Origin of the sequence: Paenibacillus contaminans, assembly GCF_003285015.1 — a bacterium.
Classification (GTDB): Bacteria; Bacillota; Bacilli; order Paenibacillales; family NBRC-103111; genus Paenibacillus_V; species Paenibacillus_V contaminans.
In genome coordinates, this window is the sequence record NZ_QMFB01000009.1 from 213,196 (window position 1) to 231,931 (window position 18,736).

Annotated in this window: 21 protein-coding genes; 10 read left to right on the forward strand and 11 right to left on the reverse strand. The window is 53.3% G+C overall.

Annotation, left to right across the window (positions count from 1 at the left end; genetic code table 11):
• Positions 1 to 2: 2 nt before the first annotated feature.
• From DQG23_RS17155 to DQG23_RS43440, 3 genes are all read left to right on the forward strand, one after another.
• Positions 3 to 1,058, forward strand: coding sequence for an HD-GYP domain-containing protein (locus DQG23_RS17155; protein ID WP_113032089.1), 1,056 nt, complete (start codon positions 3 to 5; stop codon positions 1,056 to 1,058).
• A 275-nt stretch (positions 1,059 to 1,333) separates the two neighbouring features.
• Positions 1,334 to 1,786 (forward strand): DUF2269 family protein, encoded by a 453-nt coding sequence (locus DQG23_RS17160; RefSeq protein ID WP_113032090.1) that lies wholly within the window; start codon positions 1,334 to 1,336, stop codon positions 1,784 to 1,786.
• A gap of 56 nt (positions 1,787 to 1,842) precedes the next feature.
• Positions 1,843 to 1,968 (forward strand): hypothetical protein, encoded by a 126-nt coding sequence (locus DQG23_RS43440; protein WP_272949051.1) that lies wholly within the window; start codon positions 1,843 to 1,845, stop codon positions 1,966 to 1,968.
• A gap of 217 nt (positions 1,969 to 2,185) precedes the next feature.
• Here DQG23_RS43440 and DQG23_RS17165 read toward each other — a convergent pair whose 3' ends face one another.
• On the reverse strand, positions 2,186 to 2,467 hold the full coding sequence (locus DQG23_RS17165; RefSeq protein WP_238177918.1) for a hypothetical protein: 282 nt from the start codon (positions 2,465 to 2,467) through the stop codon (positions 2,186 to 2,188).
• Between the two features lie 223 nt (positions 2,468 to 2,690).
• On the opposite strand from DQG23_RS17165, the gene DQG23_RS42160 reads away from it, so the two are divergent.
• The 3 genes from DQG23_RS42160 (at position 2,691) to DQG23_RS17175 (ending at position 3,814) form a co-directional block, all read left to right on the forward strand.
• Positions 2,691 to 2,858, forward strand: coding sequence for a hypothetical protein (locus tag DQG23_RS42160; RefSeq protein ID WP_158560568.1), 168 nt, complete (start codon positions 2,691 to 2,693; stop codon positions 2,856 to 2,858).
• A 63-nt stretch (positions 2,859 to 2,921) separates the two neighbouring features.
• Positions 2,922 to 3,167 (forward strand): hypothetical protein, encoded by a 246-nt coding sequence (locus tag DQG23_RS17170; protein WP_113032091.1) that lies wholly within the window; start codon positions 2,922 to 2,924, stop codon positions 3,165 to 3,167.
• 161 nt (positions 3,168 to 3,328) lie between these two features.
• Positions 3,329 to 3,814: a nucleotidyltransferase domain-containing protein gene (locus tag DQG23_RS17175; RefSeq protein ID WP_113032092.1), complete on the forward strand. Its 486-nt coding sequence runs from the start codon at positions 3,329 to 3,331 to the stop codon at positions 3,812 to 3,814.
• A 30-nt stretch (positions 3,815 to 3,844) separates the two neighbouring features.
• On the opposite strand, the gene DQG23_RS17180 is transcribed toward DQG23_RS17175, so the two are convergent.
• The 3 genes from DQG23_RS17180 to DQG23_RS17190 all read right to left on the reverse strand — a co-directional run bounded on the left by DQG23_RS17180 (position 3,845) and on the right by DQG23_RS17190 (position 7,360).
• Entirely contained in the window at positions 3,845 to 4,516 is a 672-nt protein-coding gene (locus DQG23_RS17180) for an oxidoreductase (protein WP_113032093.1), read from the reverse strand.
• A gap of 123 nt (positions 4,517 to 4,639) precedes the next feature.
• The gene (locus DQG23_RS17185; protein ID WP_113032094.1) at positions 4,640 to 6,025 is read right to left on the reverse strand and encodes a polysaccharide deacetylase family protein; all 1,386 of its coding nucleotides are present in this window, start codon (positions 6,023 to 6,025) and stop codon (positions 4,640 to 4,642) included.
• Between the two features lie 153 nt (positions 6,026 to 6,178).
• Entirely contained in the window at positions 6,179 to 7,360 is a 1,182-nt protein-coding gene (locus DQG23_RS17190; RefSeq protein WP_238177919.1) for an MGDG synthase family glycosyltransferase, read from the reverse strand.
• A 427-nt stretch (positions 7,361 to 7,787) separates the two neighbouring features.
• On the opposite strand from DQG23_RS17190, the gene DQG23_RS17195 reads away from it, so the two are divergent.
• The 4 genes from DQG23_RS17195 to DQG23_RS17210 all read left to right on the forward strand — a co-directional run bounded on the left by DQG23_RS17195 (position 7,788) and on the right by DQG23_RS17210 (position 11,742).
• The gene (locus DQG23_RS17195) at positions 7,788 to 8,768 is read left to right on the forward strand and encodes a Gfo/Idh/MocA family protein (protein ID WP_113032095.1); all 981 of its coding nucleotides are present in this window, start codon (positions 7,788 to 7,790) and stop codon (positions 8,766 to 8,768) included.
• A gap of 111 nt (positions 8,769 to 8,879) precedes the next feature.
• Complete coding sequence (locus tag DQG23_RS17200; protein ID WP_113032096.1) at positions 8,880 to 9,758, forward strand: metallophosphoesterase; 879 nt, start codon at positions 8,880 to 8,882, stop codon at positions 9,756 to 9,758.
• A 103-nt stretch (positions 9,759 to 9,861) separates the two neighbouring features.
• A complete protein-coding gene (locus DQG23_RS17205) occupies positions 9,862 to 11,025 on the forward strand; it encodes a Gfo/Idh/MocA family protein (RefSeq protein WP_113032097.1) in 1,164 nt (387 codons plus the stop codon).
• A gap of 426 nt (positions 11,026 to 11,451) precedes the next feature.
• The gene (locus DQG23_RS17210; protein WP_113032098.1) at positions 11,452 to 11,742 is read left to right on the forward strand and encodes a hypothetical protein; all 291 of its coding nucleotides are present in this window, start codon (positions 11,452 to 11,454) and stop codon (positions 11,740 to 11,742) included.
• A gap of 164 nt (positions 11,743 to 11,906) precedes the next feature.
• On the opposite strand, the gene DQG23_RS17215 is transcribed toward DQG23_RS17210, so the two are convergent.
• From DQG23_RS17215 to DQG23_RS17250, 7 genes are all read right to left on the reverse strand, one after another.
• On the reverse strand, positions 11,907 to 12,281 hold the full coding sequence (locus DQG23_RS17215) for an aspartyl-phosphate phosphatase Spo0E family protein (RefSeq protein WP_113032099.1): 375 nt from the start codon (positions 12,279 to 12,281) through the stop codon (positions 11,907 to 11,909).
• Positions 12,282 to 12,286: 5 nt separating this feature from the next.
• Positions 12,287 to 12,472 (reverse strand): hypothetical protein, encoded by a 186-nt coding sequence (locus tag DQG23_RS17220; RefSeq protein WP_113032100.1) that lies wholly within the window; start codon positions 12,470 to 12,472, stop codon positions 12,287 to 12,289.
• A 26-nt stretch (positions 12,473 to 12,498) separates the two neighbouring features.
• Positions 12,499 to 14,034 (reverse strand): hypothetical protein, encoded by a 1,536-nt coding sequence (locus tag DQG23_RS42165; protein WP_158560569.1) that lies wholly within the window; start codon positions 14,032 to 14,034, stop codon positions 12,499 to 12,501.
• Positions 14,035 to 14,517: 483 nt separating this feature from the next.
• Positions 14,518 to 15,513 (reverse strand): Gfo/Idh/MocA family protein, encoded by a 996-nt coding sequence (locus DQG23_RS17235; protein WP_113032103.1) that lies wholly within the window; start codon positions 15,511 to 15,513, stop codon positions 14,518 to 14,520.
• 12 nt (positions 15,514 to 15,525) lie between these two features.
• Complete coding sequence (locus DQG23_RS17240; protein WP_113032104.1) at positions 15,526 to 16,545, reverse strand: zinc-dependent alcohol dehydrogenase; 1,020 nt, start codon at positions 16,543 to 16,545, stop codon at positions 15,526 to 15,528.
• 28 nt (positions 16,546 to 16,573) lie between these two features.
• Positions 16,574 to 17,878, reverse strand: a complete 1,305-nt coding sequence (locus DQG23_RS17245; RefSeq protein WP_113032105.1) for a M20 family metallopeptidase — start codon at positions 17,876 to 17,878, stop codon at positions 16,574 to 16,576.
• 24 nt (positions 17,879 to 17,902) lie between these two features.
• Positions 17,903 to 18,607 carry a GntR family transcriptional regulator gene (locus DQG23_RS17250; RefSeq protein ID WP_158560570.1) on the reverse strand — a complete coding sequence of 235 codons (705 nt, stop codon included), beginning with the start codon at positions 18,605 to 18,607 and terminating at the stop codon, positions 17,903 to 17,905.
• Positions 18,608 to 18,736 lie beyond the last annotated feature (129 nt).

Consider the following 18,736-nt stretch of genomic DNA (forward strand, 5'->3'; position numbering starts at 1 on the left):
TTATGAACCTGAACGATGTGACCGGATTCAGACTGACGAAGGATGTATACAACCGGTTCGGATTGATCGTTATTCCGGAGCAGACGATACTTGCCCGGGATCATTTGGAGCTGCTGGCCAAGCACGGTATTCAAGCCGGAGAGCTGGCGGTGGAGGTGCCCGAAGACTGGACGCCTGCGGGGGAAATGCTTCCGATGACCCCATCGGAACGGCTGCTTGAACAGAACGAGCGGCTTATTGCGGGAGCGACCGAAGAAGTGAAGCATCTGTTCGAAACCGTGCTTCACGAAAACAAAATTCCGCTTAAGGAAATCAACGAAAAGCTGCTTCCGTCCATCGATTTGGCGGCTTCCAATGTAAACTTGCATCACTTGCTGTCCGGTTTGCAAGCGAAGGACGACTATACGTATCGTCATAATATCGGCGTTTCGGTGCTGTCCAATATGCTGGGCAAATGGCTCAAGCTTTCGCATTACGAGACGGAGCAGTTGACGACTGCGGCGCTGCTGCACGATATCGGAAAAATCAATGTGGCGGACGACATTCTGAACAAGCCGGGCAAGTATACGGATGCCGAATTTGCAAGAATGAAGAAACATACGATCTATGGCTATGAGATTATCCGCAATATGAGCGATTTATCGCCGCGGATCGCGCTGGCCGCTTTGCAGCATCATGAGCGGGAAGACGGCAAAGGATACCCGTATGGCATCTCCGGCAAAGAGATGGATGATTTCAGCAAAATCATTGCCGTCGCCGACGTTTTCCATGCGATGACTTCGAGCAGAGTGTATAGGGAGGCTTCGCCTTTTTACCAAGTCATCATGCAGATGCAGCAAGACCGGTTCGGCAAGCTCGATCCTGCGATCTGCTCCGTTTTTGTAAGGCGAATGATGGAGATGGCTGTCGGCAGCGAGGTGATTTTGACCGACGGCAGACGCGGTAAAGTCGTTCTGATTCATGCCGACGACCCGGGACGCCCGCTTGTGAAGATCGGCTCCCAATACATCGACCTAAGTCAAAACCGGGATGTTCAGGTGTTATCGATTGCCGGGTGACACAAAACGAATCAAGTCGGTGCTTGTGAAAGTTGCTTATAGGCGGAGTGAAAGCATAAGCCTTTTCGAGGTAAATTCCGCCCGCGGCGCAACTTCTGAATGGTGATGAATGGTTATCGGAGTTAAGAAGAAACCGGTCGGTTCCAGCTGTAAAGCTGGGATCGGCCTTTTTTGCGCTGGCCGTTTGGATAGTTGTAAGAAGTTTGTAAGCATGCAGATATTAAAATGGCTTTATAAATTTGAGAAGCGAACTATTATAACTAAGGAGGATACCGATGAAATGGCTTGTTCTTGTGCATGTTTTATCCGCAATTATCGGAGTGGGGCCGACATTCTATGCGCATGTCCTGATGAGGAAGGGGCAGTCGATCGAGGAGCTTCGGCATAGCACCAAGCTTAGCAAGCGGCTCGATTTTTTTCCGAAAATCGGAGGGACGATCGCGGTAATAAGCGGATTTATTTTGTACTTTACGGAGGATTACGGCAAGTTTACACAGCTGTGGCTGCTCGGCTCGCTTATTCTGTATATCGCGATCCAGGCGGTGGTCATCGGCATGCTGATGCCGGTTTCGAACCGATTCGCCGCTTGGATTCACGATCCCGTCAACAAGGATGCGAAGGAGCTGCCCGCCGAACAATTACGCCTTTACAGGAAAGCAAACGGCTTGCTGTATCTTGCAAGCACGCTGGGAACGCTGTTATTTATCCTAATGATCGTTAAGCCGTAATAGTCCGGTATGGAGCCCTGCCGTTTGATGCACACTATTGGCGGAGGTGATGCGTCATGTCGGGCAGAAACAGCAAGCCGAAAAACCGCGGGCCGGAAGGACATCCTTCGCAGCTCGGCCAGTTCGTGAAGAAGGAGCAAACGCCGCCGAAAACGAAGCCTATGTGCGACGACAACGAGTAAGCGGGTATAAAGGCGGCGGAGCGGGGGAGGGAGCAGCCGAACCCGCTCCGCCTCCTAATCAAGTTCCGGACCCGATCGAGCCCCTACCCTGTCAGGTTAACGCTTTCCGGGCTTTTAGCCCTCTGGTGCAAAAGAGCTGTCCGTGTACGTCAAAAACGTACGCCGGGCAGCTCTTTGTTGATGTTGTAACGGCATTTCTTGAAAAGAAATGTTTGTCCTATTTGTCGCCTTGGTCGACATGGAAACGAACGCCTTCGTTCGTATTCCGTTTAATATCGCTTTCCGGCCGGAATTGGGCATCGACGGTTTTGCGTCCCGACTCCTCGGATTCGATCGGCAAGGCGACCATCTCCCAAGTCGTCGTTCCAAGCTGCGGGTCGGCAGGAAAAATATCGCCTGCCTTAAGCATCATCGTTCTCCCCCACTCATTGGAGTATACGCCGTCAGCTTCCACCGGTTCGCCGGAGATGGGGTTCATCATGGGGTTGTTATTGGACACGCGTTTCCCTCCTCATCGGCTTGCGGTTTTGCAGCCTCCGCACAAAACTGTCGGGGTTACAGCGGGGCGGTCAGCCGAAAACCAAGCCATATACGGTTAACATGCCCACAACGTACCGGAACGATTCGTCATAATTATTTTAGAAACAGCAGCATTCGCCTAAGCTTATAAATATTTTTGAGCATAGGCTGTTATCAGTCATAAGAGTAAGGGGTTTATGCGAATGTCCAAAACGACACCGGTAAGACAAGAAACGGCAGAGTTGGCGGAAATAACGGAATTGTCGGCTGACGATCTCGCTCTGTGGTCGGCGGTTATTGTAATAATAGGCGATTTATTCGCATTGTTTGCCTTATTGAAAGCCAGAACCGAGAAGGATTCTTCCGATTGAAGCCGGCTATTCGGAAGCGATACATGATTTTATAGAAAAGTAAGGCAGGGAAGGAGAAGGCCGATGTCCGACAATGAAATAACGTCTGAGAATCTGTCCAAAATATCCGTTACTTTTTCGATTTTGGGCTACGGCTTGGCGCTGCTTGCCCTTGAGAAGGCCGACTCGGAGAATAAAGATAAGAAATCCATGTCCGCCGCCTTAAACCGCCTTCTTAAAAACAGCCCGGTATCCGCCGGACCATTCCAAAGTCCTCCTGCAGCCGAACCCGACATTACGCCGAGAAAGAATCAGAAGGGCCGCAGATGAAGAAACGATTGGCCGGTATACAGATGAACGGCAAGCAGTGAAACGGACGTCTCTGCGGAAGGGAGGTCTGTTTTTTTTGACGTTGAAAAAAGTTTGCGTTTGGGGTAACATTCATCTACTTGGATATAACGGACGATTGAGAGCGGTCAGGGGGGATATAGGTGATCAAGGAAAGCCATTTGCAGGTGTTGGAGCATCTTTGCGTCGAATTGAGCGACGGCAAAATCAACTGGGTCATCACGGGCAGCCTCGGCTTCGCCCTGCAAGGCATGCCGGTGACCGTAGGCGATATCGATCTGCAGACGGACGCAAAGGGCGCCTACGAGATCGAAAACCGTTTTCGGGAGTATGTGGTGCGGAGCGTGCGGTTATCCGAAGCGGAGCGGATTCGGTCGCATTACGGCGAATTGCTGATTGACGGCGTTAAGGTGGAAATCATGGGTGACGTGCAAAAAAAGCAGCCCGGCGAGACGGTTTGGGGAGCTCCGACCCCGTTGAACGCGCACAAGCGTATCATCGACGTTGGCGGATTTCCGATTCCCGTGCTGTCGCTCGAATACGAGCACTCGGCTTATGTTGCGTTGGACAGGCATGAAAAAGCCACCGCGATTCTCGAATGGATGCGGCGGGATCAACACCAAATTTAGTTTGTTTGTTTGCAGACGCTTCTGCAAGCCCTATACAGGCATCGCCATGTCCGCGATCTTGTCGGACTCGAAGGCCGTGAAGCCTTGTTGGACCGGCCTGCCGGCGGCGTTATGCATCGCCAAAGCTACCGTACGTCCGGCGATCGGTTTATATTTGCGTAGCGGACCGCCCATGAGGAAGGCGAACATGCGGGAGAGGACGGAGGCGAATTGCTCGCCGAAACGTACTTCTTCGCGTTTGCCGAGCAGCAGGGAAGGGCGGAATGCATGTACGGAAGGCGGCCCGAGCCGGCGAATGCCTTCCTCCATTCTCCCCTTCATACGCAAATAAAACGTCCGGGAATCGATGTTCGCGCCGATGGAGGAGACGACGGCCAGATGCCGGGCACCGGCTTGTTTGGCCAGTCGTGCGATCGCCAATGGATAATCGACGTCGACCTTGGCGAACGCTTCCTGCGAGCCCGCCTTGCGTATAGTTGTCCCGAGGCAGCAGAATACGTCCTCTACCGCAAAAGCGGCTGCATGATCCTCCAGCTTCGCAAAGTCGACCGTATGCTGGGTCAGCTTCGGATGGGAAAGCGGCAGAGGGGACCTGACCATCGCGATAACATGTTCGTACTGCTCGCTCTCCAGCAAAATAGATAAGAGCTCGCGGCCGATCAAGCCGGTTGCTCCGAATAGAAGCGCTTTTTTGCTTCCCATCGATAAAGGCCTCCTTCAGCATCCGGCGATTCGCTTATTGCCTGGATGAAAATCCCCTTCGAATCGGATTCCCGATCGGAAGGGGATTTTATTGTGTTCGGGACGCGCCGCGAACCGTTAGAGCTAAGCGATATAGCGATTCATGAGTTCTTTTTTGGAAATGGCGATTATTTTGGGTACGAGCAGCTCTGATTTGGTTTTTAGACGATCCTTGCCTTGGGGGTGAATAACGGCCATCAAGATGCGCAAATACCACTGCGTCAGCTTCGTAAACATGCCCTTCGGCAAGTCCACTACGGTAAAACCAAGCTGCTTCGTACCGCGATGGATCATACTGATGCCGTATAATCCTTTGACGTCCTTGTAAGCAGGATCGGTTTGCATGAGGTGTAATATTTGCGGCATTAATTGTTCGACCCGGCGTATGATTTGGATCGCTAAATGAACGGAAGTGCGAGAATCGTGCCCAATCTTGAACAGCATGTCGTTGTCGAGGTGCAGCTCGGCGATCCGGTCGCCCTTCTGAATGCTCTCGCCATCCTCCAGAAGAATCGGATAGCTGCCGGAATATTCGCGAACCCGCAGCCTCAGCAGGGGATTGTTGCTGTCGATCGCTTCGATATGGAACAGCCGGATAAAGCATCGTTCCCATAACATCCAGACATACACCAAAGCGCGTTTGCTTGTGCTGAGCGGCGAGCGGACAACGGAACGCGAAACCGGCGCGGCCGGTATATTCGATTGACTTAAAGCGGCGGCGGTTTCTGCGGCAACAGGGGAACGGCGCGGCACAAATTTATTATCGCGCTCTTCGAACATCTCGTCGATCCGCACGCAGGACAGTCCCCGTTTGGCGGCTTCCGCCAGCACATCTTCAAGAGCCTGCAGCATGAAGAAAGGAGCATCCGCATCGGCTCCGAACGTGTCGCCGCTATCATGCAGCAGGATGACGGAGCCGTCCTGCATCCGCTCGAGCAGCTTGCCTCTTAGCTTCGATTTGCCGATATCGCGGTTCCAGTCCCGTCCCATAAGCGACCAGAGTACGATCCGATAACGGCGCTTCAGCCAAAAATCGAAAACGTTGATAATCCCCCATGGAGGCCGGTAGTAAATAGGACGTTGTCCCGTTATCGACTCGACGATATCGGAAGAACGATCTACATGCTTTTGAAATACCGTCCATGGAGGCATTATCCAGTTGGATTTGTGAGTGTAGTTATGGACACCGATTAAATGACCGTCTTGGTGTATGCGTCGTATAAGGTCCGGATAACATTCCGCTTTCGATCCGAGTACGAAAAACGTGGCTTTCACATTGTATTTTCGCAGCATTTCGAGAAGCAGCGGCGTATACACCGGATCCGGGCCGTCGTCGAACGTAAAAGCGATCTGTCCGCGCCGTTTGCCTTTGCGCAGTACGCCGATTCCGAACACCCTCGTCAACACCCAGGGGGTTACCATATAGACAGTCAGAAAGATCAAGCCCCCATATAGCAGCTTCTCTCTCATGATCCTTCTCTCCTCCTCATCAGACCGAATGTCGAGGCGGTCAAACTATCCCCGTATTCAATCTCCTATGCGATCCGAGCCGAAGAAATGCTTCGAAGAACGAAGTCTTCTCCTTTTATTATTTGCCGACTTTCGCTCGGACGCAATAGCAAATTATGCTTCCGCATAAACCGCCCGGCCTACGCTGCGCGGAACCGGAACGACCGTTTTGGTTTTGACTATCGTTCGAAGCGCCTGGAACGTGGCTGTTTTTGTCTGAATTTGTTTCGTCCTAGACTTTATTGTAGTAAGGATTTGCGGATTTTGGAAGACCCTCGTCAATTTTTCGAATAAATCGGGCTCGTCGAACGCCTGCAAGGCTACGCCGGCCGACACGAGGAAGGCCGCATTGTCCTGCTCCTGCCCGGGAAGCGGCTTGTACAGCAGCATCGGCAGGTCGAGGGCGATCGCTTCGGAAGTCGTGAGTCCGCCCGGTTTCGTGATGATTAAGTCGGACAGAGCCATCAGCTCGTGTACATGGTCGACAAAGCCGGTGACGATAAAACGGTGCTTGCCGTCTTTAAGCTCGTTCGTCAGCTTCTCGCGAAGCTTGTCGTTGCGGCCGCAGACAATAATGAACTGCATCGGCTCCAGCCGCGGGTCCGATTGCAGCAACCGGATAAATGTCCGGCTGATCATACCGAGTCCTCCGCCCATAATAAGGACAACAGGGCGCGAACGCTTTAGACCGTGCTTCGAGCGGAGCTCGTCTCGGTCGAACGTTTGGCTGAACTGCGGGCGAATCGGAATGCCGGTCGCGGAAATTCGGGACGCCGGCACATGTCTGGCGATGAGCGCGTTGCGCACATGCTCCGAGCCGACAAGGTATTGATCGGTATAAGGATGTATCCAATAGCTGTGATCCGTATGATCCGTAATGACGGTTACGGTAGGCACGTCGGTAAGGCCTTGCGATTTGAGGATCGACATGGCGGCAGCGGCGGACGGGAACGTGCTGACGACGACGGTAGGCTGTACCTCCTCGAGCAGTTGAACCATCCGGTGCAGTGCGAACAGCTTGATTTTTTTGAATAGGTGGGAGAAAGAGTTGTCGCCTCGCGTTTTTTGGAACAAATAGCCGTAGACGGACGGAAAGTTTTTCACCCATTGAATGTAGCAGAAGCGTCCAAGCGAATGCAGATGCGGGTGAGTCCATTCCATAAAGTCGACGATCGTCGCATCCACATCGGGACGGTAGAGCTGCGACGTTTCGAGAATCGCCCGGGCGGCCTGTTTGTGGCCGTCGCCCAAATCTCCGGAAAGTATGAGTACTTTATGCTTTTTGGTCATGTTCATTTCATGAGCACCTCGTCATCTTTCGTTCATCGTTCATCTACTAAAAGCTTATGCCGAATGCACGATTTTCAAAACGGCCGAAAGTAGGTTGTCCGACCTGGACCTGGGACCAGTATTCTTATTGGCTCCTTCTCGGTAAACGCCGCCGGCAAAACTGCCGGTAATCGTTTATCCTTGGTTCATCGGATAGCATACCACGGATTTGGCTCTAAACCTACGGTAAACGCAATCGGCAAAATGCCGTATTCGTTTATCCATAGTTCTATATTAATACTAGACGATATTTTTTAATATGATGTTCGGTTTTTTGTGAAATTTTTCTTAATTTTTTGTTGAGATGTATTTTTCGCTATAATAGAAAGACAGAATGACGGATGGAAAGGTTTTCCTGAAGCAATAAAAGATCACAAAATGGGAGGAAGCGGACATGGCGGCAATACGTTGGGGAATTATCGGCTGCGGCAGCGTAACCGAGGTGAAGAGCGGGCCCGCTCTGCAGAAGGCGGAGGGCTCGGAGCTTAGAGCGGTCATGCGCAGAAACGGAGCGCTTGCGGAGGATTATGCGAGAAGACACGGCGTACCGCGCTGGTACGACCGGGCGGAGGCGCTGATCGGCGACGCCGAGGTTGATGCGGTTTATGTGGCGACGCCTCCGTCGTCCCACATGGCCTATGCGATAGCGGCCGCCAAGGCGGGCAAGCCGGTTTATGTGGAAAAGCCGATGGCCATGAATGCAGGGGAATGCGAAGCGATGATCGAAGCTTGCCAAAAAGCGGGCGTGCCGCTTTTCGTCGCTTATTACCGGCGTGCGCTGCCCAGGTTCCTGCATATCAAAAAATTGCTGGACAGCGGTGCGGTCGGCGACATCCGGTTCGTGCGCACGTCGCAGCTGCGAAAACCGTCCGAAGCGGAGATGACGCGTCCGGGCGAAATATGGCGCCTTGACCCTGCAGTGGGCGGCGGCGGCCATTTTATCGATCTTGCCAGCCATACGCTCGATGTGCTCGATTTTTTGCTTGGACCGGTACGCGACGTTAGCGGCTGGGCCTCCAACCGGGCAGGACTGTATCCGGCCGAGGATCATGTCAGCGGATCTTATGTGTTCGAATCGGGTGTGCACGGGATCGGAAACTGGTGTTATTGCGCTTACGGCGCCGAAGACAGTAATGAAATCGTCGGAACGAAAGGCAAGCTGAGCTTCGCCACCTTCGGGGAAGGGCCGATCAAGCTGGAGACGGATCAAGGGACCGAGGAGTGGACGATCGCCAATCCGGCGCATATTCAACAGCCGCTCGTTCAGACGATCGTCGACGATCTGCTGGGTCGGGGAACATGTCCGAGTACGGGGATCAGTGCGCTGCGCACGAGCCGGGTCATGGATGCGCTGCTGAGCGGTTATTACCGTTAATGATAGATAAGGTAAAACACACCGGCGTATTTTTGTCGGGCGAAATAAACGATTAACAGCGAGGCACTCCGCTGAGAGCAGCGGCGGCCGGCAGGGACGGGGGGACGACGTATGGAATCGAGAAAATCGCGGCATGGTAAACCGATGACCAGAAGGTCGTTTCTTCGACTGGGTCTGCAAGCTGCAGGCGGGATGATTGCATCCGGGGTGCTCGCGGGCTTTTATGCCCGGTTTGGGGAACGGTTCTGGTATAAGACGAATCGTTTGACGCTCTCCTTTGTAAACCTTCCGGCCGCCTTCGACGGGATGCGAATCGTCCAGTTCAGCGATGTTCACCACGGCCGCGATTTCGAAACCCCGCATGTGGAAGCCGTGGCAAGACGAATACAAGCGCTAGAACCGGATATGATCTGCTTTACGGGGGATTTGTTCGACCGCAATCACGGCGAATTGACGGATGCTTGCACGCCCATTCTTGAAAAACTGCACGCCCCGTTCGGCAAATGGGCGGTGCTCGGCAATCACGATTACGGCTTGAATGCGCGGGGGGTAGCGGCGGAGCTGCAAAAAGCGGGCTTTACGGTGTTGGACAACGAGCATAGGGTGATCGAAAAGAGCGGGGAACGCATCTGGCTCGCCGGCGTAACCGATATGATATACGGAAAGCCGAGCATGGATGAAGCGCTGCGGGACGCGGGCGAACGCGGGTATACGCTGCTTTTGTCGCATGCGCCGGATTATGCGGATATCGCCGTTCCTTACGGCGTCGACCTGCAGCTTTCGGGGCACAGCCACGGTGGGCAGGTGCGGCTCCCGTTCGTCGGCGCGCTTTTTACGCCGGAAGGGGCCAAGACGTATATCGAGGGGCTTTACGATTTGGATGGCGGCCGCATGAAGCTGTACACGAATCGCGGGCTGGGGACATCGGTTCTTCCCGTTCGTTTTATGTGCCGGCCGGAAATTACGGTGATTACGTTGAAAAGAGGCTAAAGGAAACATTTTTATTTTTATGTTCACGTGAACATTTTTGGGTGATATAATATAGACGTCATAGAGACAGGGTTGACCATTATCAGTTATGCGGGAGGCACAAATGGATAAAGTACGTATTGGCATTGTCGGCGTAGGCAACATGGGTTCCTCGCATGCCGGCTATTTGCACGAAGGCGGCGTTCGCGGAGGCGAGCTTGCGGCCATTTGCGATTCGAATCCGGCGCGTCTGGAATGGGCGAGGCAGAAATTCGGCGATTCGGTCAAGCTGTTCGATAGCGTAGAGGCGCTGCTGACTTCGGGTACGATCGATGCGGTGCTGATCGCCACTCCGCACTACGACCATCCGCGTACGGCTATACAAGCGTTCGAGCATGGCTTGCACGTGCTGGTCGAGAAGCCGGCAGGCGTGTATACGAAGCAAGTTCGCGAAATGAACGAGGCGTGGGCAAAGACGGACCGCAAATTCGGCATCATGTACAACCAGCGTACAAACCCGATTTACCAAAAGCTTCGCGAGATGATTGCATCGGGGGAGCTCGGCGAAGTTCGCCGGACGAACTGGATCATTACGAACTGGTACCGTTCGCAGAGCTATTACGACTCCGGCGGCTGGCGCGCGACATGGGAAGGCGAAGGCGGCGGCGTACTGCTCAATCAGGATCCGCATCAGCTCGATTTGTGGCAGTGGACGGTCGGCATGATGCCGGTTCGCGTCAGAGCGTTCTGTCAATTCGGCAAATACCGCAAAATTGAAGTGGAAGACGACGTTACGGCATATGTCGAGTACGAGAACGGAGCAACCGGCTTATTCGTCACGACGACGGGAGAAGCGCCGGGAACGAACCGCTTCGAGGTAACGGGCGACCGCGGCAAAATCGTCATCGAAGACGGCAAGCTGACCTTCTGGCGGCTGCGCGTACCGGAGCCGGAATTCAACAGCACGTTTACGGGCGGCTTCGGCGCACCGGAATGCTGGAAATGCGAAGTGCCTGTCAAGGACGACAACGACTCGCAGCATAAGAAAATCACGCAAAACTTCGTAGACCACATCCTAAAAGGAACGCCGCTGCTCGCGCCGGGCGAGGAAGGCATTAAAGGGCTGACGCTGTCCAACGCCATGCATTTGTCGTCGTGGACGGACAATTGGGTCGACCTGCCGATCGACGAAGAGCTGTACTACTCGAATTTGCAGGAGCGCATCGCCAATTCTACGATGAACAAGAAATCGGGCGGCAAAACGTTAAGCGTTGAAGGCACGCATTAATTCGGGCATGACGGGACGGATGAGGTAAAGCTGCAAGAGCACCGCGAAATTTAGCAGGAAGCGGGCAGCAAAACGTTAAAGCGTTGAAGGCACGCATTAATTCGGGCGTGACGGAACGGATGAGGTATCGCGGTTATCTGCTGCACGGCGTCTTGCTTGCCAATCGGCGAAAAGGGCGGGGCTTCACTGTGCATGGTTCAATGCGGGGAGAGTCTTTTATGCTTTGTTTTGTTAACGTGTGCAAAATTTGGGATACTGCTGAGGATGTATCTCGGCAGTCCTTTTTTTATGGATTAGCGAATAACTTACCTGTCACGCCGGAAGTCATGTCTCCGTTATTGTTCAAATTTCCGGTAACACGCCGGTCCCTTAAAGGACGGCAAAGCCGTTCGTTTATCCTTATGCTGCCTTTGGGGGCTCCTCAATATGCTGGAGTCCGAAATCGCCCGCTTGCAGCAAGAAGTCGAGGTACGCCTAACGCTGGAATCCGATTTTACCGGCTTGGAGAACGGATTTACCGGTGTGCCGAGCAAAATACCCGCTGCAAGTGGGCGTTTTCGGACTATAGGCGGGGAAAGGAAGCCATACTCGATTCCAAGTGGGCAAAATCGGACTCCAGCACATGCAAGCGAAGAGCGAGATGAGCTGATTAAGAGATTCCCTGCCAGCTTCATCGAGTTATCGCCTCCCATAAAAGGGGCAAAATCATTTTTGTAATTTTTCCGTCCCATTTGAGCACTAAATGAAAAGTAAAAGAAGCTTCCATCCCCACTTTGTCAGTGGTTTTGGAAGCTTCTTTGTTTACAACAATTTGGGACTAGTCCATTTCGCACTACCCTTTTGGGACAGCCCCTTTCGAAGTGTGCGGTTTTTGCCGAAACTTACGATCGCGGGGGTTTAATGCCGCTCATAATCAACTTATCCAACTCGCGGGATTTCTCAGTAACAACAGGGTCGAATAAATGATGTTCCTTAGCCAACTCCTCGATCTCTCTATGTAATCTCTCCACCTTACCGAAGTAATTATCCAATTCTCTCCTTATAGGGGAACGAACCTTTCGGAAGAAAAAGTTCATTTTAATCGTATCTGTAGCTGTATCCGGTACGTACGAAGCTTTTCTTCGCGGTATTCTCTTCATGTAGTGGACGATAAGCTTGTCCAACTGTTGCGATTTTTTGATGACTAGGGGATCCAGCAAACTACGCTGTTGAGTTAGCTGGTTCAGTTCGCTGCGCAATCTCTCGATTTTTTTCATATGGCTTATACTCTTCTTTTTCTTAGCGCGAAGCCTGTGAGCAAGAACAGTATCGCCATGGCAACAAGCAGGTTTTGATCGAGATTATGCGGAAGAGAAAGTTCCGCATGCGTTTTGTTATCCCAATTAATCGTCAATAATCCGAACATCAAGCCAAAAAGAACAATACCGAAAGAAATGCTTTTTTTCATATCCTTCCACTTCCTTTTCTCATTTTTTAATTCATTGTTGAGAAAAGGAAATATTTAGGCGGTTTATTAGGGGGCTCGTTAGCCCATTTGGTGATCAATTGTCTTGTATTTTTGGCATATATTCGTCTGCTTGTCAGTTTAATAGAAATGCTTTCCGCCAGTATCGCATCCGTACTGCCTGTAAGATGAGGGCCGCCGCCGGACGATCCGGATTTATTTTGAGCAGGTTGTTTGACTGAAAAAGTTACAGGCGGCGCAATCGGCATATCTTTTTTATGAACCGGCAGAGGGGCCTTTGGTTTGTCCGGTATTGCCGTTTTTAATGCAGTAGACGGTTGAACGCCGCCGTTTTTGACGGGCTTTTCTGCCGGCAGCTTGGAATGCGCTGTGCAGCACACCGGAATATCGCTTTTGGCATTTTGCGCCGGATGTTGTTCGTTGAAAGCGATCGTATCGTTAGAAGAGGGCTGGCTATCGGGAATAAAAGCCCAAGTGTTGTCCGTTTTATTGGCGTTATTGGAATACTGCGGATGCTGCCTTGATCTGTGTTGGTTGACTGCCGGTTCCTCGTTGGAATTACTCATCTCATGGCGGGCGGAAGTATCATCCCGTTCTTCATTAGCCCGGTTATGCGCCTGATCAATAGAAGGGTTGTCCCGATCTGCATCGACAGAGTCTCCTCCTTGTTCAACAGGAGGTTCCCGAACTATGTCAGTGTCGGACGGCTCCCGATCAACCGGAATATCGACATGTTCTTCAATCTCAGGAGGCATTGTGGAAACCGGTGGGCCGCCTTTATCCGGTTTGGAGCCGATGATTTCGTCAATGATACTGCCGACGCCATCGACAACGCCGCCGACGGTACTGCCGACGCCATCGACAACGCCGCCGACGGTACTGCCGACGCCCTCGACAACGCCGCCGACGGTACTGCCGACGCCATCGACAACGCCGCCGACGGTACTGCCGACGCCATCGACTATACCTCCGACAATTCCATTCGGAGCTTTACTTGCATCATCCAGTTTATCTAGGAGTCCTGGTAGAGGCAGCAGCCTGTGTGTGGAAGAAACAGCGGATTCGACAATATGTCCGGTTTTATCAGCGGAGGTCTCAACCGTTTGTACAGAGGCGGATGTCGCCGATTCGACAATGCCGGGAGCGGCATTGATGGCTCCGGTCGGATTTTGCCCCGACGGGAGTTTCTCTTCCAGGGAGCGTAAAGAACCTGGTCCATTCCTAACAACTCCCGCTTCTTCCGGTACCGCAGCAGTGGTTTGCAGGACACTATTTACCAAATTTACCGTAATTATTTTTGTCTGATCAATCGTGTCGCCAAGCCCGGGGACCGGCAGTTCTTTCATAGGAGAGGCCGCTTCTTCCAATATCCCTGTTATGCCTTTAGCCGCCTTAAGCAGGCCAAGGCCATTCGGCATTTGTTCTGCGGAATCCTCTTTGCCGATCTGTACAGCTGATTCGCGAGCATCTGCCAACCTGTCGAAAAACGAACACATGCAAACCGCTAACAAGAAGGTGCATAAGCATTTGATCCATACGCTCATCATGATCACCTCCTTTCTGTGTTCCAAAAATTAGGAGTCGTGTTTATCGAATATTATAAAAAACTGTCGAAGGGTTGTCATCGGAATAAAGGCGCAGCTGGATGAACCGAAATAAATAGTGAAAATTATGGATAATCGGCATTTTCCGATACAAAAAAAGTCGAAACTATTAATAATCTTAATGCCCAAGACACGGTTTCAAGTCCTGGTTTGTTATCTGCGGGACTATTTTTCTAGACCGAAAGGATGGTACAGGTCTGTTTATTTTTGCTATTTGGGCCTAGTCCAGGTAGTACGCGGTCAAGTCTAAACTGAATAAATCGCGTGTTTTGGCGTAATGGAATTTGCCCGCCAGTCATTATTTTATCTTTGTGGCTGCGGGAAATTTGCTTTTCGGGAGTTATGTCAAACGTTCGCCCGGCTAAAAAAGAAACCGCCTTCCCGTCTGACAGCAGCGGGTTGGCGGCATTGATCGTTACTATTCTATAATTGCACTTCCTGCCCGGTTCTGCAGGACTTTACGATGGCGTCGGCTACCGCAACTCCGTGGATGGCATCCTCGAAGGATACGTAGGCAGGCGACTCCCCGGCAGCTAGACAATGGCAAATGTACATGAATTGTTCCCTTAGGGAGCCGACCGTCTGGTTAAGCAGCTTGGCGTGAATGGCCGTATCCGGGGACTGTCTGCCGGCAGCGTTCCAAATTTGCAGGCCCGACAGGCTCGTTTCGAAGTGCGCCGTGCCTTTGTCGCCGATCACTTCCGCAGAGTCCGCGATGGCAATGCCCGCTTCGTCCGGCGTCATCCAGTTGCTGTGCAGCATGGCTAAACAGCCGTTTGCGAATTCGAGGCAAGCCCACAAAACCTCCGGCGCTTCGGCGGGCGATTCGCCCCTACCATACGCTCTGACCGTCTTGACTCTGCTGCCTGCATACCAGATGGCGAGATCCAGATCGTGGACCATGAGCTCGTATACGGTATGGGTACGGCGATAAGTCGCATACAAGGATTTTTGCCTGGAACGCTTCAGATGCATGCTGATCGGATTGCCGATTTCGCCCGTTTGAATGGATTGATGAATGGCCGCATACTTCGGATCGAAACGAAGCAAATGTCCGGGAATGATATGCCGGTTGTACTCCGCCGCCGTACGCGCCATCTCTTCCGCTTCAAGCAAGCTCGTCGAAACGGGCTTTTCCACGAATACGTGCTTGCCGGAGCGTAAGGCGAACAGGGTGGGCTCCAAATGATGCTTTTCGTATGTGACGATGCTGACGAGATCGATATCCGGGCGCGCGAGCAGCTCTTCGTATTGCGTGTAGCGGTGAAGGACGCCATATTTATCGCCGAGCTCGTCAAGCCGATCCTGCCGCGTGTCGCAAATCGCCGTGACTTCCGCCTGAGGCAAGGAGCGGAACGCCTCCAGGTGGCATTCTCCCCAGCTGCCCAAGCCGATGATGCCGACTTTTACCGTTTTCATCCCATGCACCCCTTATGGCTGTAAAAAGATTTTGCCTACGTTCACTCTGCCGCCGACTAAGTCCGCAAAAGCGTTCCCGCCTTCGGACAGCGGGCGGATTTCCGTCCAGCCTTGCTCCGTTATACGGCCGCTGACGAGCAGCTCGACCGCATCATGGAAGTCTTGGCGGGTGTAGCAGAAGGATCCCAAAATCTCGATTTCGCTGCGGATCGTGTGGTTGATCGGCAGGTTGGTGCCGTCGATCCCGAGTCCGATGTTCATCAGCGTGCCGCCCGGATTCAGCAGCTTGACCGCGGCTTCACGCGTCGGCTGAAAGCCGGCCGCGTCGATAACGACATCGATGCCTTTCGTCCCGAATACGGCGCGGGCTTTTTCTTCCACCGCCTGCTCGCGCGGATTTGCCACGGCGTCAATGCCCACTTGCTGGGCTATCCGCAGCCGCTCTGCATTCGTATCTACGATCATGACGCGAGAGGCCCCCAAGATGCGGGCGGTCATGGCGCAGAGAAGGCCGATGCCGCCGGCCCCGAAAACGACGACGTTGGCAAGCGAGTGATTGAGCAAAGCGCGCCGGGTTGCCCTCAGCGAGCAAGCGAGCGGCTCAGCCAGGGAGGCGCGGAAGGAGCTGATCGTTTCGGGCACGGGTACGACGGCGCTTCGCGGCACGGCAACGGTTTCGGCGAACGCTCCGGAACGATGGATGCCGATAATTTTGCGCTGGTCGCACAGCTGCGTCAGCCCTTTGAGACAGCGGTCGCAATGGCCGCAAAACAAAAGCGGGTTGACGACCACCTTTTGCCCGGGCTGCAGGTCGTCGATGCCGGGGCTTACCTCGGCGATTCGTCCGCAAAATTCATGTCCCATGACGAGGGGAGGAATACGAAGGCTGTTATGCCCCAGGTATCCTTCGATTTCGGAGCCGCAAATGCCGACGGTCTCGACGTCGATCAGCACCTCGCCGGCCAGCAGCGCGGGCCGTTCGCATTCTTCAAAATCCATCACTTCCGCTGCGTTCCAAACCAATGCTTTCATAAGAGAAAACCTCCTTGAGTTTAAGTGTTTAATAACTGCTCGGATAAGAGCGGGCCAGCTGCAAATAAAACTCGGCGGCTTTCGCCACTTCGTCGACCGGCACCCATTCCTCCTTGGAATGGGCTTGGGCAATCGAGCCTGGACCGTAAACAATCGTCGGGATGCCCTTCCACTGCTGAAGCTTGCTGGCATCGCTGCCGTAAGGCACCCCGCACATTTGCCCGTTCAGCCCGAGCGTACCGGCGACTTGCCGGGCTGTGGCGACGATGTCCGCATCATGCGGCGTGTTTAAGGCGGGGTCGAGCAGCAGAGGCTCGATAGAGAGCCGGACGCCAAGAGGCTCGACCGCCTGACGCAGCCCGCTTTCGAATTGCGCCAGCGCCTCTTCCGGCGTTTCGCCCGGGATGATCCGGCGGTCGACTTCGATCGAGCAGCGCTCGGGGACGATGTTGATCTGCACGCCGCCGCGGATCGTTCCGACCACGATGGACGGGGAGCCGCACAGGGCGCTTTGCTTAGCCGCAAGCCGCAGCTGCTCGTTCTCCTCGATGTAGTGGACGACGCGCATCATCTGATATACCGCGTTGTCGCCTTCCTGCGGAACGGAGCTGTGCGCGGCTTTGCCGTGCGTATGGACGACGAAGCGGGCGCAGCCTTTATGCTCGACGACGATGCCGAGCTCCGTCGGTTCGCCGACGACCGCGCCGCTGATCGGGATGTTCAGCTCCATGAAAGCCGACAAGCCGCGAAAGGCATGCTCCTCATCGACCGACGCGCAGAAAATGATGTCGGAGCGCAGCGTTTCCGCTTGCTTAACGCATTCCTCCATGGCATAAAGCATGCCAGCGAGCGTCGCTTTCGTATCGCAGGCGCCGCGCCCGTAAAGCCTGCCGTCTTTATAAATGGGTACAAGCGGATCGGCCATGCTGTCGAGCGACACCGTATCCATGTGCGATTCGAACAGAAGCACGGCTTGCGGCTCGGGAATCCGCAGCTCGGCGATGATGTTGTCCCGGCCGGGCAGCACGGGCTGGCGGGTAACGGTCAGCCCAATGCGCCGGCAGCGGTCCTCGATATAATCGGCGACCTGACCCTCGCCGTTGGCATTTTCGCCGTAATGCGGGTTGACGCTTTGTATACGTATCAGATCCTCCAGAATGGATAACGAGCGATGCGCGGCTCCATTAGCCTGATGCGCCATAGTAAGTCTCCCTTCTCCATGATGGTTTACTGCTTGCGGAAACGGTGCGGCTCCCTGCAGCACGGCGCCGAAGAGATGGTCTTCGCCTGCCGCAGCCGATCGCGATTCCGCGAACGATGCCGAATGCCGCATAGCGATAAATCCCTTGCGGGACCGCTAGATCCAAATGATTTTTTCGAACTTTTCGTCTTTGTCGTCCATCAATACCGCGCATTCGCAGAAGGACTGGTAAATATGGCTTCGCATCACCCTTTCCGCATGCTCGGGATCCCGTTTTATCATGGCGTCGACAAGCTCCCAGTGCTGGGCGACCTCCTTCTGCTTCGTGGAAATGACGCCGAGAATCCGGCCTGCAAGCGCGATTTGAAAAGAGATCGATTCGTACATCTTAATCAGCCGGGCATGACGGGAAAGACGGATGATCGTTCGATGGATGTGCAGCGATTCTGCGGTGAGCGTTTTGACGGAGTCGTCGCTCAGCTTCGTTTTCATATCCTGGTAGAAGGCGGCCAGTTCGTTAATATCGTCGTCCGTCGCATACTGGGTGGCCAGCCGGATGGCGAAGCCCTCGAGGAAAGAACGAATCGAATAAATTTCGAAAATATCGTTCGAATCGATTTTACGCACGATCGGGCCTTTATTGGGAACGATCGTAATGATGCCTTCGCCGGATAATTGGCGGATCGCCTCGCGCACCGGCGTCTGGCTGATGCCGAGCTCCTTGGCCAGCTTGGTTTCCACGATCCGATCCCCGGGATTCAATGTCCCGTCAATGATTTGCTGCTTGATCAGCGATACCAAATCCTCACTGATGCTCTGTTTTCCTATAATGCTTTGTTTGGTCACTGTTTCATTTGGCATGGGATCAGTCCTCATCATCTCTAAAATATTATAGATTATATATAATTTAATCGAGGCGAATTTGTCAATATGTATCATGAATAAGATCTAATAATAAGGAGATATGCGAGGAAACAAGCGTTTCTTCAG

Bases quoted from the DNA above. Each gene is read 5' to 3' on its own strand.
- DQG23_RS17155 (WP_113032089.1), top strand. From the start codon at position 3: ATGAACCTGAACGATGTGACCGGATTCAGACTGACGAAGGATGTATAC.
- DQG23_RS17160 (WP_113032090.1), top strand. From the start codon at position 1,334: ATGAAATGGCTTGTTCTTGTGCATGTTTTATCCGCAATTATCGGAGTG.
- DQG23_RS43440 (WP_272949051.1), top strand. From the start codon at position 1,843: ATGTCGGGCAGAAACAGCAAGCCGAAAAACCGCGGGCCGGAAGGACAT.
- DQG23_RS42160 (WP_158560568.1), top strand. From the start codon at position 2,691: ATGTCCAAAACGACACCGGTAAGACAAGAAACGGCAGAGTTGGCGGAA.
- DQG23_RS17170 (WP_113032091.1), top strand. From the start codon at position 2,922: ATGTCCGACAATGAAATAACGTCTGAGAATCTGTCCAAAATATCCGTT.
- DQG23_RS17180 (WP_113032093.1), bottom strand. From the start codon at position 4,516: ATGGGAAGCAAAAAAGCGCTTCTATTCGGAGCAACCGGCTTGATCGGC.
- DQG23_RS17185 (WP_113032094.1), bottom strand. From the start codon at position 6,025: ATGAGAGAGAAGCTGCTATATGGGGGCTTGATCTTTCTGACTGTCTAT.
- DQG23_RS17190 (WP_238177919.1), bottom strand. From the start codon at position 7,360: ATGAACATGACCAAAAAGCATAAAGTACTCATACTTTCCGGAGATTTG.
- DQG23_RS17195 (WP_113032095.1), top strand. From the start codon at position 7,788: ATGGCGGCAATACGTTGGGGAATTATCGGCTGCGGCAGCGTAACCGAG.
- DQG23_RS17200 (WP_113032096.1), top strand. From the start codon at position 8,880: ATGGAATCGAGAAAATCGCGGCATGGTAAACCGATGACCAGAAGGTCG.
- DQG23_RS17205 (WP_113032097.1), top strand. From the start codon at position 9,862: ATGGATAAAGTACGTATTGGCATTGTCGGCGTAGGCAACATGGGTTCC.
- DQG23_RS17210 (WP_113032098.1), top strand. From the start codon at position 11,452: ATGCTGGAGTCCGAAATCGCCCGCTTGCAGCAAGAAGTCGAGGTACGC.
- DQG23_RS17215 (WP_113032099.1), bottom strand. From the start codon at position 12,281: ATGAAAAAAATCGAGAGATTGCGCAGCGAACTGAACCAGCTAACTCAA.
- DQG23_RS17220 (WP_113032100.1), bottom strand. From the start codon at position 12,472: ATGAAAAAAAGCATTTCTTTCGGTATTGTTCTTTTTGGCTTGATGTTC.
- DQG23_RS42165 (WP_158560569.1), bottom strand. From the start codon at position 14,034: ATGAGCGTATGGATCAAATGCTTATGCACCTTCTTGTTAGCGGTTTGC.
- DQG23_RS17235 (WP_113032103.1), bottom strand. From the start codon at position 15,513: ATGAAAACGGTAAAAGTCGGCATCATCGGCTTGGGCAGCTGGGGAGAA.
- DQG23_RS17240 (WP_113032104.1), bottom strand. From the start codon at position 16,545: ATGAAAGCATTGGTTTGGAACGCAGCGGAAGTGATGGATTTTGAAGAA.
- DQG23_RS17245 (WP_113032105.1), bottom strand. From the start codon at position 17,878: ATGCGGCATTCGGCATCGTTCGCGGAATCGCGATCGGCTGCGGCAGGC.
- DQG23_RS17250 (WP_158560570.1), bottom strand. From the start codon at position 18,607: ATGCCAAATGAAACAGTGACCAAACAAAGCATTATAGGAAAACAGAGC.